Annotated in this window: 14 protein-coding genes; 11 read left to right on the forward strand and 3 right to left on the reverse strand. The window is 40.7% G+C overall.

The genetic code is table 11. From position 1 onward, the window contains the following. The first annotated feature begins 358 nt into the window (after positions 1-358). The 6 genes from A3775_RS05615 (at position 359) to A3775_RS05640 (ending at position 7,104) form a co-directional block, all read left to right on the forward strand. Positions 359-1,948, forward strand: a complete 1,590-nt coding sequence (locus A3775_RS05615) for a helix-turn-helix domain-containing protein (RefSeq protein ID WP_066377348.1) — start codon at positions 359-361, stop codon at positions 1,946-1,948. A gap of 244 nt (positions 1,949-2,192) precedes the next feature. Continuing rightward, a complete protein-coding gene (nfi, locus tag A3775_RS05620) occupies positions 2,193-2,858 on the forward strand; it encodes a deoxyribonuclease V (RefSeq protein WP_066424204.1) in 666 nt (221 codons plus the stop codon). Between the two features lie 127 nt (positions 2,859-2,985). After that, entirely contained in the window at positions 2,986-3,612 is a 627-nt protein-coding gene (locus tag A3775_RS05625; protein ID WP_066377352.1) for an FHA domain-containing protein, read from the forward strand. 96 nt (positions 3,613-3,708) lie between these two features. Next, complete coding sequence (locus tag A3775_RS05630; RefSeq protein ID WP_066424206.1) at positions 3,709-5,667, forward strand: FHA domain-containing protein; 1,959 nt, start codon at positions 3,709-3,711, stop codon at positions 5,665-5,667. 203 nt (positions 5,668-5,870) lie between these two features. Then, positions 5,871-6,596, forward strand: coding sequence for a GDSL-type esterase/lipase family protein (locus A3775_RS05635; RefSeq protein ID WP_197480096.1), 726 nt, complete (start codon positions 5,871-5,873; stop codon positions 6,594-6,596). Between the two features lie 76 nt (positions 6,597-6,672). Further along, the gene (locus A3775_RS05640) at positions 6,673-7,104 is read left to right on the forward strand and encodes a hypothetical protein (protein WP_066377359.1); all 432 of its coding nucleotides are present in this window, start codon (positions 6,673-6,675) and stop codon (positions 7,102-7,104) included. Positions 7,105-7,172: 68 nt separating this feature from the next. On the opposite strand, the gene nrtS is transcribed toward A3775_RS05640, so the two are convergent. Further along, positions 7,173-7,421, reverse strand: coding sequence for a nitrate/nitrite transporter NrtS (nrtS, locus tag A3775_RS05645; protein ID WP_066377361.1), 249 nt, complete (start codon positions 7,419-7,421; stop codon positions 7,173-7,175). 757 nt (positions 7,422-8,178) lie between these two features. On the opposite strand from nrtS, the gene A3775_RS05650 reads away from it, so the two are divergent. From A3775_RS05650 to A3775_RS05660, 3 genes are all read left to right on the forward strand, one after another. After that, positions 8,179-10,371 (forward strand): cation:proton antiporter, encoded by a 2,193-nt coding sequence (locus A3775_RS05650; protein WP_066377365.1) that lies wholly within the window; start codon positions 8,179-8,181, stop codon positions 10,369-10,371. Between the two features lie 4 nt (positions 10,372-10,375). Beyond that, entirely contained in the window at positions 10,376-10,867 is a 492-nt protein-coding gene (locus tag A3775_RS05655; RefSeq protein WP_066424208.1) for a hypothetical protein, read from the forward strand. Positions 10,868-10,941: 74 nt separating this feature from the next. After that, positions 10,942-11,709 carry an AMIN domain-containing protein gene (locus A3775_RS05660; protein WP_066377368.1) on the forward strand — a complete coding sequence of 256 codons (768 nt, stop codon included), beginning with the start codon at positions 10,942-10,944 and terminating at the stop codon, positions 11,707-11,709. A 188-nt stretch (positions 11,710-11,897) separates the two neighbouring features. Here the strand turns inward: A3775_RS05660 and A3775_RS05665 are convergent, their stop codons facing one another. Continuing rightward, positions 11,898-12,437 carry a DUF3172 domain-containing protein gene (locus A3775_RS05665; RefSeq protein WP_066377370.1) on the reverse strand — a complete coding sequence of 180 codons (540 nt, stop codon included), beginning with the start codon at positions 12,435-12,437 and terminating at the stop codon, positions 11,898-11,900. 219 nt (positions 12,438-12,656) lie between these two features. Here A3775_RS05665 and A3775_RS05670 point away from each other — a divergent pair, with 219 nt between their 5' ends. Beyond that, entirely contained in the window at positions 12,657-13,484 is an 828-nt protein-coding gene (locus A3775_RS05670) for an ABC transporter permease (protein WP_066424210.1), read from the forward strand. 84 nt (positions 13,485-13,568) lie between these two features. Further along, positions 13,569-14,027 carry a hypothetical protein gene (locus tag A3775_RS05675; RefSeq protein WP_066376308.1) on the forward strand — a complete coding sequence of 153 codons (459 nt, stop codon included), beginning with the start codon at positions 13,569-13,571 and terminating at the stop codon, positions 14,025-14,027. 101 nt (positions 14,028-14,128) lie between these two features. On the opposite strand, the gene A3775_RS05680 is transcribed toward A3775_RS05675, so the two are convergent. Then, a complete protein-coding gene (locus A3775_RS05680) occupies positions 14,129-14,617 on the reverse strand; it encodes an NAD(P)H-quinone oxidoreductase subunit N (RefSeq protein WP_066376310.1) in 489 nt (162 codons plus the stop codon). Positions 14,618-14,619: the final 2 nt, after the last annotated feature.

Below are 14,619 nucleotides of genomic sequence, written 5' to 3' on the forward strand. Positions count from 1 at the left end.
GTCATAAATATTTAACAAATATCCTTGGGTTAAGATTTTAAGTTCAAAGAAAAATCTTCGCAAGCTAAGTATTTATTGAATTCTTAAAATCTTTTTCCACGCTCATTGTGAACAAAATTGTCAAAATATTTATGAAATCTTTATCTAATGAAGAAGCAAGAAGTGAGTTAAAACTAATAGCCAAAAAAAGCTTCTGATTGGGTGCAAAGTCTAAATATGGATGTGGGCAATTATTGTGTTAAACATTATTTTTCTTGCTCAATAGATAATTGGGTTATCAATGAAAAATAAACAGGACACATCCAGGGGAGACTTAAGCCAAACATCTCAACGATTAAATTGGGAAAAGAGCCATATTATGCCTTACACAATTCCTAACAAAAGTTGCGTTGGATGTGACAACTGCCGTCCCCAATGTCCTACAGGTGCAATCAAAATAGAAAATAATGAATACTGGATAGACCCATGTCTTTGTAATAATTGTGAAGGCTACTATCCTGAACCCAAATGTGTAATAGCTTGTCCAACCAAGTCTCCTATACCTTGGCAGGCCAAGAAAGGAAGATGTAAAGTAGAACCGAGAGATGCTACCAGCCCGGACTTATTTTCTAATGGTAAAAATAATCCATTTGCGTCTGCAATTGTAATTTGGGAAGCTTGCAACGTACTAGCACAACGTACATCCTTAAAATGGGAAATCGACGCAACAGGCTATCTGAGCTATAGCAGAAAAGTCAACCAAGGAAAAGGTGCGATCGCCTTTCACATCCAACATCCATATCAAGTTAATGAATATGCCAAAGATATTAGTGCAATTGAGGTGTTAGATATTCGCGCCGCTTGTATTCATTTAATTTTTGCTGCCCATGCTACAGCTTTAGATAAACCTTGGGAGGAAGAATTTACCATTGATGAACGACAACTAGAGAAATATTTAGGACTAGAAAAACGCAAAGACTTAAGTAAAATTGCCAAACTAGCCTTAATGAAAAACCTAGTTCAACAAACTTGTTCGCTCAACATATCCATTGACTGGCCCCAACAAGGTAGAGTTAAAGGGTTTTCAGTCCAAAATAGCCGTTTATGGCACTTAGTAAAGGTTCAAAATCACTTTCAAGAAGATGACTTAGGCTGCAAATATCTGATTGGGTTAACCTTTACAATTAAAACAGGTATCTGGGCGCAGCACTTCTTGAACAAACAAGCTTGTAAAGAACGCACCGGATTTTATCAATATGGCAGTCTGCCTAAAACTGTATTAACCACAGTGATGAGCATTTGGCAGCAACACGAAGGCGCAGTTAGACTAATGCTGTGGTTATTATTCAAAACCAAGATGGGCAAGGAACAACGCATTACTGTGCCGACTTTACTCCGGATTGCCTATGGCGAAGCAAAAGTTAGCCTTGCTTCTAAATATCGGGAAGAACGCAAACGTCTATTAAGGACATTTGAAAATGATTTAGAAGTTCTCAACCATTTAGGAATTAAACCAATTTTTGACCCGATTACCTATCCTCTAGAAATTCAACCTCTGTGGGCGAAGTTAGTAGATATTCCCGAAGATCCAGATGAAGCGTTAGAGTTTTGGATTAATGATGCAGGTGGAGAGACTCGCCTCACAGACAACGGCCCTCGTGGTAAATGGAACTTGTTAATGAATGCGCGTATCTTAGCTTTTGAATTACCTCCAGAATGGGAAAGACAAATATCTGAGTCTGAAAAAAAACAACGCCGTACAGCTAGAGTTAGACGTAAAAATCAAACAGCCAATGATTTAGTTGGTGAACAGATTTTGCAAGCGCGTAAGACTTTAAATCTTTCTCAAAGGGAATTAGCAAAATTGACAGGTAAAAGCCAAAGCTGGATTCGAGATGTAGAAAATGGTCGCTTAAAGGCGAAGCTAGAAGATCAAGCTATATTACGGAAAGTGCTGAATATTGCTTAACCATCGTAATACTACCAGTCAGAAGTAAAATCATATTTAGTAGGCGATCGCTCTCAGTATAGGCGATCGCCTACCCTTTTTGGGAACTATAAACAGGTACTCCTACCTCAAAAACTCACCAAACATGAATAAAATCGAGATAGTTCAGTAATTGTGCAGTAATTGAATAAAGCTTTGCTTGTTTAGTGACAGCTACTCATCGATAAATTTCTCACAAATAAACTTTTAATTATTGCTTGACAATATGAAAATTTATCAACCTCATGCTTGGCCTCAAACTGTAGAGGAAGCCATAGTTATTCAAGAGCAATTAAGAAATCAGGTAATCACAAATGATCAACTTCCATCACAGATCAAGTATGTTGCTGGCGTTGATATGGGTTTTGAAGCTGATGGTACAATTAGCCGTGCAGCTGTAGCGGTGCTGAGTTTTCCTGATTTGCAAGTTATTGAGACACAACTAGCATATCGTCCAACCTCATTTCCTTATATTCCTGGTTTTTTATCCTTCCGAGAAATACCAGCAATACTTGATGCACTAGAAAAAATTCACACCACACCAGATATGCTTTTGTGTGATGGACAGGGAATTGCTCATCCTCGTCGGTTGGGGATAGCCAGCCACTTAGGAGTGATCATCAATATACCGACAATTGGCGTAGCTAAATCATTACTGATTGGTAAGCATAAGGAACTGCCAGAAACTAAAGGCAGTTGGCAACCATTAATACATAAGGGTGAAACTATTGGCGCAGTTTTACGCACTCGTACTGGAGTCAAACCGGTGTATGTTTCCAGTGGTCATAAAATCAGTTTACTAACAGCAATTGATTATGTACTGCGTTGTACGCCAAAATACCGGTTACCAGAAACTACGCGTATAGCTGATAAATTAGCATCAGCGAGATAACAATCAAATTTTGCGTATTATTTTATTGAAGTTTGTTTTCAAAACTTGCTTGCTATCACAAAATAGTGTTAGGAATCGCACAGAAAAAATTTGAAGTATCTAAATAAGAGGTACCCAAGTTAGAACAATGAATGCACTAACTTTACAGTGGAACGATGCTGGTCAAAATAGAACTCAGCATATTTATGAACAACAGCCCAGTAAAAATCCTGGCACCGTCCGCATCGGTAGAGATCCACTCCGTTGCGACATTGTTTTGACTAACTTGACTGTATCAGGTTTGCACGTAGAAATATTTTTTGATTCTCAGCAACAGAGTTTTTATATCAGAAACTTGCGATCGCAAAATCCCCCCCTAGTAGATGGACAACAACTAATCCAAGGAGAAAAACCGCTAAATCAAGGTAGCATCATCTACTTAGGACAAGTACAACTACAAGTTACCGCCGTTAACATTAACACCATTGCCGCTACAGTTATAGCTCCGCCCCAACCCCAAAGCCATCAACACCAACCAGTTACACCCCCACAACCACAGCCACCAGTACATCAACATCGAGCAGTTACCGCACCTGTACCACAACGGCCACCAGTACACCAACACCAGCCAGTGACACCAGCACAAGGAACTTATGGTTTACAGTGTCCGAAATGTCATAAAGTATCTCCACCGGAAAGTTTACAAGTAGGCTGTCCCTGGTGTGGTACATCTTTAGCTGCGGCAGTCAGTGTATTAGTAGCACCAGGAAATTGAGGAAATAAGGGAGCAGAGGGAGCAGGGGAGCAGAGGAAGCGAAGAAAAAGAACTTTTACTAATGACTAATAACTAATGACTAATAACTAATAGCTAATGACTAACCTACAAATTCAATTAACTTGGGAAGATCCGACGACGGGGGAACGACGAGAACCTAAATTAAATGCACCTATAGCTTTTGGTAGAGAATTTGCTCGTTTACCGGCAGAATTAAACGGACAGCGTGTAGCGCGAATGCTACTCAATAGTAGTGAAGTTTCTCGCTACCATGCTTTGATTATCTGGGAAAATAATCAATTTGAGGTGATTGACCAAGCTAGTGCTAATGGTGTGTATGTTAATGGTCAACGGCTACCACGCAGCGTGATTAATCATGGTGATAGGTTGCAAATAGGCCCTTATATCATGATGGTGACTCTGGCTAATCATGCCACTCCACCAGCCACCTCCAATCCCCCTTCTTTAATTCAGTTTAACCCCAATACTAATATCCCCGACCCCAGTTTACCGCCAGTCCGTGCTGTTACACCTTTGGGGAGCAATTTCCCACCCCCAGCATTTCAAGCGGAACAGGTAGCTGTGCAAGCACTTCACGCCACAGGTTTACCTGTAGATGAATGTGATTTTTTGGCAGTTGGCGGCGGACTAGGAAGTTTTATCTGGTCTGATTTACTCAGAATTAGCGGTGTACGTGCTGAGAAAATTGTGGCTTTAGGATTAGAACCAGAACCTTATGCACGTTATAAGCGGCTGTGTTTGAATTCCCAGATTCCCTTACATGAAAGGTTGCGTTCTAATTCTGATTCTTGTCCTGATAATATTTGGGGTTGGCCTAGCTATGCTTGGCGCGAAGCCTGGCATGATTTCACCAAAGGTAAGCCGAATACAGCATTACGGTATTTATGGCAGGTGTTTGCAGAACCCACCTTTACAGAAACTTATACTCCCCGTGCGGGTAATGTGTTTGATTCAATTGACAGAGAAGCCAAGCGTATAGGCTGGAGTCAAATTTATCGTTATGGACGAGTTAGGGCAATTCGTAAAACTGATGATGGTAGATATTGTGTAGCTTATTCTCGCGGACAAGGGAATCATGCTTTTTTCGTGAGTCGTTATTTACATTTGGCTACTGGCTATCCAGCAATTCAATTTTTGCCGGATTTACAAGCTTATCGAGAAAAATATCAAGATTTTAAATCAGTTGTGAATGCTTATGAAGCACACGATCATGTATATGAACAATTAGAACGCCAAGGTGGCACAGTATTAATTCGGGGGCGGGGTATTGTGGCTTCGCGTATTGTGCAGCGTATTTATGAAGCTAGGCGCAAAAATCCCAATATTACAGTTTTGCATTTAATGCGATCGCCTAAACCCCAAGGCAACAAATTTGAAAAAGCCACTCGTTCCGTCAAAAACCATTACGAATTTCAGCCCTTTAACTGGCCTAAATCCTGTTGGAGTGGTGAACTTCGCGTTATGTTAGAAAAAGCCACACCAGACGAGCGCAAACGCCTACTTACAGAGTGGGGCGGTACAACCACCGCCGACCGCTACGACTGGCAAAAAATTACTGAAGATGGCTTAAAAGAAGGTTGGTATCAAATTACCTTTGGGGATGTGTTGACAGTAGAGAGAGACACACAAAATCGCACTATCACCCAAATCAAAGAAAAAGGCTTTGGTGAAATGAAATTAGTGGCTGATTTTATTGTTGATGCTACGGGTTTAGATGCCAAAGTACAAGCCAATCCCCTACTAGATGATTTAGTCAAACATTACAACCTACCCTTGAATTACATGGGACGCTTGGCTGTCGCTAATAACTTTGAAATCCCAGAAATGCGGAATGGTAAAGGTCAAATGTACGCAGCTGGGGCAATTACCCTGGGCGGCCCCTATGCAGCCGTTGATAGTTTCTTGGGTTTACAATACTCCGCCTTAGTCGCCGTCGATGGACTCGCCGCCACCCGTGCGCCAGGAGTCCGGCGTTTAAATGCTTTCAGTTCTTTTGCACAGTGGTTAAAGTGGGTGTTTAATCAATCACCTTAAACCGTGTTGAGTAATTCGTGATTAGTCGTTAGTGACTGGGGATTGGGCATTGGTTTTTCTCCGATGTACTCCTATCAAGACTTTTTGGCCAATCTCCAATCCTCCATGAATCAAGTCTTCACGGTAAAAATAAAAAAATATACTGGTTAATGGTGTAGAAATGTATAGAATCTTGTAAAGATATAAATTAAACTTTTTTTAAAATGCAAACATTACCAGTTCATTCCTCAATGCAGCTGTCTTTATCACCAACTCAATGTCAGCCTTTGAAGATTGTCGCACTGGGGGATAGTTTAGTATACGGTTTTGGCGACCCCGAACAAGGCGGGTGGGTAGAACAATTGCGTCGCTCGTGGATGTTACCTAATAATGGGGGTCATGTCCTGTACAATTTGGGAGTAAGAGGCGATCGCACCCAGCAAGTAGCGCAAAGGCTAGAAGTAGAATTCCGTCATCGTGGTGAATTGCGAAATCGTGTCCCCGACTTAATCATTCTTTCCGTAGGAGTCAACGATTCACCACGCCTAGGCCGTCCCGATGGACGACAATTTACAGACTTTGCCGTGTTTGAGTCAGACATCGCCGCACTATTAGACCAAGCACAGCAACTATGTCCTGTATTATTTATCGGCATGGTTCCTGTCAATGAAACCAAAATGCCTTTTTTAGATTGCTTTTATTTTAATCATGCCGACCAATATCGCTACAAAGAAGCCACTAAAATCGCTTGCAACCAACGCCACATCCCCTATTTAGATATTTTTGATCGCTGGATGGCACGCGGCAACACTTGGCGGCTACAACGCATCAGTGAAGATGGACTACATCCCAACACATTAGGCTATCAAGCTTTGTTAGAAGATGTGATTCATTGGGAACCACTAGCAGCCTATCATCAGGGAGTAGCTACAGGCACGTTTAACAAATAAATTTGTTACAGTTACCGAATTGCTAGAAATGAAGCCGTAGTAAATAATTGAGCATCCATTGAGTATTGAATAATCTATGACTCCAACTTTGTTTGGTCGTTGGCAAACTCGACTATTATTAATGGCTACTGTAGGTGTATTAGTATCCTTGCCCTTTGCAATGGGTTTAATTGCTCCTGCTAATTCTATCTACTTTTGGACACTCGGCTATGTGACTGTTTTCGGTTTAGGCTGGGATGTACTTTATGACTATCTCCAAAAGTTTCGATGGGATAGGGATTGGCCAGCAGCTTATCAACTTTTAGCTGGTATCTGGGAATTAGTGTTTGTGTTTTGTGGAGTGAGAATTTTGGGATTTTTACCAGCACCCATACCCAAAGACATCATGCCATTAGATGCTTTATTAATACATTACAGTGTTGTTTGGTTATCAGTATTTATTGCTTCTCAAAGTCTGATGCGAATTATATTCCCTCGTTGGCGTTTCCGAGGTGGACAATGGTTATAAAATACAGACAATAGAGTATATTAGTGACTACTAATTAAAGATTAAAAAGTACATCAATCAATCGACTATCAAGATTGCTGGCGATAAAGACTGATGTACTGACCATGAATATTCACAAAATAGGGAACAAGGTAAGTTAAGCCAGCAGAAATCCAGCGATCGCGTCCCATGTTCCCTTGTAATAAAGCACTACCATGATTAATCACAAATAAAATCGAGCCAACCACACCCGCAACCTTTAACGCTGTAGGAACAAATTTTGGCTCAATCAAGCTGGCAAAATATCCTTGAATAAATTTAGTCCTGATTTGACTCATTTAACTACAGAAATCCGAATTAATTTGTGAAAAAACTGAGCATCACTCTGAGCATCCCCATATTTTATATCGCTTTCTGTGTTCCTTGTCGTTAAAAAAGCCAATTCTAGCCGTATTCAGATATTTGAGGACAGATAGGAACAACAATGGTTTACCTCCCGCCTCCTATCAGATTTTCTGGTTCAAATTCCATAAGTTAAACCAATTCGCAATTGACTATATTGGCAATAATTTTGTCTAGCACCAAACTAACCGCACTCAAATCAGCTAACACTGATAAATTAGTATAAAAAAATACAGAATTATAAATTAGTTATAAAAACTTAATTTTTCCCAATTGCCTTTGATGATCATGATTGATTGTTCTCATGATAAATTTAAAACTTTATTGTTCAATCACCATAATTAACAAACACTGTCTTGTCGAGAAATAACGCAAATTATCGGGAAATCACGCCATAAATTCGCCAAAATTTCTTGAAAACAATTTACTTAATTTTGCAGGCAACTAGATAATATCCGGTTTTAGCAATCTTGAGCAAGAGTAACTTCGTGCTGACTGCTGGAGTACACAACTTTAATTTTCAGCTATTTATTCCATTATTTGGAAATTAGCTACACAATGCTTGATAAAGCATCGTAAAATCTCATTCAGTATTGCCGCAAAAATTAATATCAGTAATCATCAATTTAAGGTTGACATTTTCCACTAACTTGAAGAATTATCTAAGGGAAAGCAGTTGCCGTTGACAGAACTATGCACACAGTTATTCTCGTTCTGGTTGAGGTGTTGATTGTTATTGCATTGTCACGCCTAGTAGGACTAGCATTCAAATCAATTAAACAACCTTTAGTAATTGGTGAGATTGTGGCGGGAATTATGCTTGGCCCGTCCTTATTTGGTTTATTGGCTCCCAATGTAGCAGCTAGTATATTTCCACCAGAAACTGTTCCTTTTCTCCATGTTTTATCTCAGGTAGGATTGATATTTTTCATGTTTTTGATTGGGTTAGAACTCAATCCTAAATACCTGAGTAGTCAGTTAGATGTTGCGATTTTAACTTCCCATACCAGTATTTTAGTTCCTTTTTCCCTAGGAACATTATTATCATTACTGCTTTACCCGTTAGTTTCTAATGCTAGTGTATCTTTTACTGCCTTTGCTTTATTTTTAGGGGCAGCAATGTCAATCACAGCTTTTCCGGTATTGGCTCGCATTATTACTGAAAATAATTTACAAGGCACACGTTTAGGAACATTGGCATTAACTTGTGCGGCGGTGGATGATGTGACAGCTTGGTGTTTGTTAGCAGTAGCGATCGCTGTAGCCAGAACAGGTAATATTATCGGTGCATTGCCCACAATTGTGGAAAGTTTAGTTTATATCGGTTTCATGCTGACAGTAGGACGTTGGTTTTTACAACGTCTTGCCACCCATTACCGCCGCACTAGACGCTTGAGCCAATTGCTACTAGCGGGTATTTACATCGCCGTAGTCGCCTCCGCACTAATTACCGAACTGATTGGAATTCATCTAATTTTCGGAGCATTTTTATTAGGTGCAGCCATGCCCAAGAATGCAGATTTAGTGCGAGAATTAGCGGTAAAAACCGAAGATTTTGTTTTAATCTTCTTATTACCAATATTTTTTGCCTACAGTGGATTACGGACGCAAATAGGTTTATTGAACCGTCCCGAACTATGGCTATTGTGTGCAGCAGTTTTAGCAGTTGCGATCGCAGGAAAGTATATTGGTACTTATGCCGCAGCGCGTTTTAATGGAATCAGCAAACGCGAAGCCTCAGCCCTTGGTTGGTTAATGAACACTCGCGGTTTAACCGAGTTAATCGTGTTAAATATTGGTTTGGAATTAGGAGTCATTTCGCCCTTACTTTTTACCATGCTGGTAATAATGGCGTTAGTTACCACATTTATGACTTCCCCTCTACTAGAGTGGACTTATCCCAAAAAACTGATCAAATTAGATGTAGTCGAACCAGCACCAGAAACACACACCAGTTTCACCACCACAACCACAGGTGAAGTTTATGTCCGCCCTTATCGGATTTTAGTACCAGTCGCTAATCCCAGCACACAAAAAGGTTTATTACAGCTAGCAGTAGCATTAGCACTCAACTACCGCCAACCAGCCATAGTTAATCCCCTCAGCTTAATTGAATTAGAAGAAAACTATGGTTTTGAAAATACCCCAGATGAAGCCGAAAGATTCATTCTCCAGCGTCGCCAGCAGTTAGAAGAGTTAATTAGTACCCTAGAACCACCTTCCACACAGCCTTTTGTGCATCCGATTGTGCAGATATCCAGTAACGTGGCTCGACAAACAGCCGAAATTGCCAAAATCGAGTCAGCCGATTTAATTCTAGTAGGATGGCATCGCCCAGCTTTCAGTAAAAATCGCTTGGGTGGACGAGTGGGGCAAATTCTCAGCACCGTACCCGTAGATGTAGCAGTATTTGTAGATAAAGGAGGAGACAGATTAGAAAGTTTGTTAGTTCCCTACTCTGCCAATATCCATGATGACTTGGCACTGACACTAGCGTTGAGACTATTAATTAATCATGATACTTGCACATTGCAAATATTACAGGTACTTCAAGAACATCAAGCCCAAGATGAATTAAGTTATGAACTGCACACCATGATTAAACAATTACCAGCAAGTGTGCGCGATCGCATCAACATCAACATCATCCGTTCTTCAGAGCCAATTCCAGCTGTCATTACCGCCTCAGAAAGTGTTGATCTGACAATTGCTGGTACTAGCCGCGCCTGGGGTATCGAGCGTCAAACCCTAGGAAGATACACAGATGCGCTGGCTATTCAATGCCGTTCCTCCCTACTCATCACCCGGCGTTACAGTCAACTTACCTCTCATCTTACCTCCGCACTCGCTGATTTAAGTCATCAAGAGTCTACAATCAAGCACTGAAACTATGAATAATTTCCACTTCAAATCCCTAATATTTTATGCACTAGCCACAGGTTCAGTTCTCATATTATTTAACACCGTCACCGTTTATGGAGAAGACAATCTCCAAGCTCCTCCTGTAATTAACGGTTCCTATCGGGTGAATTTGGGTAAAAATTCCCCAAAATGTCAGACATCAGCACCACTCAGGCTAAATCTTCACCAATCAGGCATCTACTTCAATGCCTCTTTATCATCAGCAAATATCAAAGTCGATTCTCCACAACAGTATTCTCTCAAAGGTATCTTTAAAAATCAGCAGTTAACTTTAGCCGGAAAACTTGATCAAACTATTCTTTGTGACTTTGCTCCTCCTCATAAAATACAAGCCCAAATGCAGCTAGTAGATACGGATAGGCTACAAGGCAAAATACTTGTCAGTACCATCCCGCAAACTTTAGAATTTAATGCTACACCTGAAACAGCCCAGGCAAAACCCCAAAACGGAAACAAATAATAAAATATGGCAATCAATCAAGCAGAGTAATTTGGTAATCATTTTACCCTTTACCACATAACACATTGATCATTATGTTTAAGGAAATTTCCACTCAGCAATTTTTCCACAGCAGCAAGTGGCTGTTTGGTATGAGTTTATTTACAGCTATGAGTCTCCAAAGTGTCAGTAGTATTGCTGCACAGGTAGCCAAATTAAATAATTGGCGTTTCTACCCAGAAGGTGGCAAATTAGAAATTAACCTCTCAGAAAGTAAAACACCCAGCTATTTTTATCTCTCCCAACCGCCACGCCTTGTTGTTGATATTCCCAATACCAAGTTAGGTAACATCCCCACCGAGCAAAGCTACACCGGTGTTGTGCAAAAAATTCGCGTCGCTCAATTAAACGCCAATGTCACCCGCATTGTATTAGATTTAGCAGCAGACGTATTCGTAGATCCTCAGCAAGTACAACTACAACCTAATTCTCGAAAAAACCCTACTAGCTGGGTTTTACGTCCTTTTATTAGTGGCTCTAGACAACTGGTAAATTCCAGAAATTTACCCAGTAATACACCACAAACACAATATAACTACTTACAATTGCCCAATACTTTACCTTCCACAACTGCTAATCTACAGCAGCCTTTTGTGACTGTACCTCCCCTGAATTCTCAAAGCCCTGTTCAAACTCCTCATACCTCACAATCTGCATCAAACTTGCCAACTCAACCTAGTTATCCTGCAAATAGTCCTAATTTTCCCACGCCTACAACCCCAAACTCCGCCAACAATGCACCTAATTTTAGTAATCCCATAGTCATTGAATTTGGTCAACCTCTGCCAAAAATGCAAAATTAAGCAGTTACAATCAACTGCGGACATCAGCACTCAAAAAAAGGGGCTAGAGACGCTGACGCTAGGGAATAAATTTTTAGCAACAGTTAGCACATTTTGAAATTAGATACCCAATGTCCAAACAATTGGACACCATCACAGCATCAAATATCTTTTCCCTACTTTCTCCTATCCCCTACCTTCCTCACACATTAAAATCTTTCTGTTTCTTGAGTTGGCGCAACTGCTCCTGGCTGAGACATAAAAAAGTTTTGTGCCGCTTCATTCTGATAAATACATCTAATATCGGGTTTTTCACTGTCTAAGTTACCCGTAAAACCAAAAGTATTCAGGCGATTTTTGCATTCTCTCACTTGATCAGATGTCACCAGTTTGCGTTGTTCTAAAATTGCCCAGTTGTTTTGACGTAACACGCATCCAGGACGCATACTTGGTTGAGCAACATAAACATTAAATGGGTTGAGAGTCACAAATAATCTAGCGTCCATCACCATTGCACTGGCTCCGTACTGTACGCAAATCTCTGGATTCGGTGCTTTAGTGTCAATGAATTCACGAGAAGCCACATTTGAAGGTGTCAACGTAGTTGTGGAACTAAAAGCAATCCCAATTCCAATTCCTAGAACTAACACCCCTCCCAAAATGGCAATAGTGGTGAGGTTAAACAAGGAAGGTTGAAACCCAGAAGGTTTAGATGTAGTGACTTGTCTACCAGTAGATTTACGTCTCATTTGTGTTTATTAACCTTCAAGCCTGAAAACTAGGGAGTGTTTCCCTATTTTAGTATGCCGATTATTCATTAGATTGGCGTGCTGGTTTCTAGACAATATTTGAATATTGGGGATGTGGTTTGATTTGAAAGTCTCTATTTTTCAGTCGGCAATACAGGAAGATACACAAAAATGTTAAGTAATACTTAAGAACATTTTTGACACCTGATTGAAAACAAAGTGAAATTTCTAACAGCTTTACTCTGGGGTAATAAGTTCAAAGCTTCGCAGTTACAACTTTTGTTAGCCGACAGTCTCACTATTTTTTGGGGAGAATGGTTAGATTTACGCGTCAGAGTGGCGCAAGTTGCGGCTTCTGGGTTGGTATCTCCGTTGATATACATTTTAGCATTTGGCTTAGGTTTGGGTAGCTCCATCAGACCGGGTGCCGGCATTAGTGGCAACTACGACAACTATTTAGAATTTATGTTGCCGGGTATGGTGGCTTTATCGTCAATGACTATCAGTTTTGCTGGCACAACCTTCTCAATTTGTGGAGATAGACTGTTTAGTAAAACCTTTGAAGAGTTGTTACTCACTCCCATCCATCCTTTAGCACTGCACATTGGGAAAATGCTAGCGGGTGTAGTGCGGGGGTTGATGACTTCTGGTTCTGTGATTCTGGTGGCGTTGCTATTAACTAGGAACTGGCATTTTCTCAGTCCCTTGTTTTTGCTGTTGCTAGTGTTGAATTGTGCTGTCTTTGCTGGGTTGGGTGTGATTGTTGGCTTATCGGTGCGATCGCTCGAATCAGTGGGGCTATACAATAACTTTGTGATTATCCCCATGTCTTTTTTAGGAGCGACTTTTTTTGATCCTAGTACACTACCCATCGCCCTGAAATTTGTGGTTTACGTATTACCGTTAACCTACGCCAGCACTGGATTACGTGCAGCTGCCCATTTACCTTTAACTCAGTTTCCTTGGTATAGCGTACCAGTTTTACTGGTGATGGCGATCGCTCTGTCTCTGTGGGGTGGTTACAAATTCGCCCATCAACAAGACTAGCCACAAACAAAGTTTTTCTAAGTTTATCGCCTCTGATGTCTAGAAACCGCTAATCTTACTGGGTATATAGCTCAAAATTGTGCAATGACCCAACCTTCTAACATTCGTCAGTTGTTAACTGATGCCAAACTAGGGTTACTACCATATCTAGATCAACGTCTCCAGGAAATCGCTAATAGCTGGAAGCAACCAGACACTCTGCAATTGCAGCCTTATGATCTCAACTTCGGAGAATGCAACACTTCCGCCGCTAACGAACCCAGACCAGTTATTAGCCAGTCAATTGCTGTGAAATTTTTTATTATCGGTAGCATTTCTGAAAAACTAGAGTTATTTTTGCTTGCTTCTGAATTACAAAATGATGTTGATGCTGCCATTTTTGAGTGGAGTAACCGCGAATGGTATCAGTTTGAAAAACCTTTAAAACGACCTGTTACTCAAATTACAGGCGGATTAGATTACGAAGTCCTCGAAAACCCTAGTAATACTTGCCAAATAACTTTATATCGTGAATTTGATTTAATTTACGCAGTGAGTTTCTGAAAAAAATGGGCGATCGCACTCTGCTGAATTACGGCACAGGCGATCGCCCAGATTTTATGCTCCTCAGACCAGAAAATCAAGTTTTCTGTCTGATACTTGCTCTAGCTGGCTTGATAACTCGTAGAGAATGTATCTTTCAGAGGTTTCCAACGGAAGACGCGATCGCCACCTCTTTCAACAACTACTTTCACTTTTGGCTCTACACTAGGCAGCGTGGTCAAAAATTCTACTTCCTGATCAGAAAGAATATGTCCTTCAATAATCCACAACACCAAACCTTTAGACTTTGGCGGTAACTGCTCTAGTTGATAATTAAGAGTTGGTGGCAGATAATAGACATCGCCTACTGCTGCACCACTACCAGTGCTTTTTTTTCCAAGATGGGGAGGTCTAACCCCGTGGATTCCGGTAAGATAGGCAGCTACATCGCCTAATCCCCGCGCAGTTATATGCAGACTCTTATAGCCGACTGCACGCAAGCGGCGAAGATACCTACCTTCATAGCCTCCTTCCAAGGGTACGTAAACCCCTAAAGAGCCAAATTTTTCTAGATTGCGGATGAAACCGTTGCCAGTGGTAATTAGTGCCATAA

Source organism: Anabaena sp. 4-3 (genome assembly GCF_001597745.1).
Taxonomy (GTDB): Bacteria; Cyanobacteriota; Cyanobacteriia; order Cyanobacteriales; family Nostocaceae; genus Trichormus.

Coding starts and splice junctions, on each gene's coding strand:
- A3775_RS05615 (WP_066377348.1), top strand. CDS start 359: ATGCCTTACACAATTCCTAACAAAAGTTGCGTTGGATGTGACAACTGC.
- nfi (WP_066424204.1), top strand. CDS start 2,193: ATGAAAATTTATCAACCTCATGCTTGGCCTCAAACTGTAGAGGAAGCC.
- A3775_RS05625 (WP_066377352.1), top strand. CDS start 2,986: ATGAATGCACTAACTTTACAGTGGAACGATGCTGGTCAAAATAGAACT.
- A3775_RS05630 (WP_066424206.1), top strand. CDS start 3,709: ATGACTAACCTACAAATTCAATTAACTTGGGAAGATCCGACGACGGGG.
- A3775_RS05635 (WP_197480096.1), top strand. CDS start 5,871: ATGCAAACATTACCAGTTCATTCCTCAATGCAGCTGTCTTTATCACCA.
- A3775_RS05640 (WP_066377359.1), top strand. CDS start 6,673: ATGACTCCAACTTTGTTTGGTCGTTGGCAAACTCGACTATTATTAATG.
- nrtS (WP_066377361.1), bottom strand. CDS start 7,421: ATGAGTCAAATCAGGACTAAATTTATTCAAGGATATTTTGCCAGCTTG.
- A3775_RS05650 (WP_066377365.1), top strand. CDS start 8,179: ATGCACACAGTTATTCTCGTTCTGGTTGAGGTGTTGATTGTTATTGCA.
- A3775_RS05655 (WP_066424208.1), top strand. CDS start 10,376: ATGAATAATTTCCACTTCAAATCCCTAATATTTTATGCACTAGCCACA.
- A3775_RS05660 (WP_066377368.1), top strand. CDS start 10,942: ATGTTTAAGGAAATTTCCACTCAGCAATTTTTCCACAGCAGCAAGTGG.
- A3775_RS05665 (WP_066377370.1), bottom strand. CDS start 12,437: ATGAGACGTAAATCTACTGGTAGACAAGTCACTACATCTAAACCTTCT.
- A3775_RS05675 (WP_066376308.1), top strand. CDS start 13,569: ATGACCCAACCTTCTAACATTCGTCAGTTGTTAACTGATGCCAAACTA.
- A3775_RS05680 (WP_066376310.1), bottom strand. CDS start 14,617: ATGGCACTAATTACCACTGGCAACGGTTTCATCCGCAATCTAGAAAAA.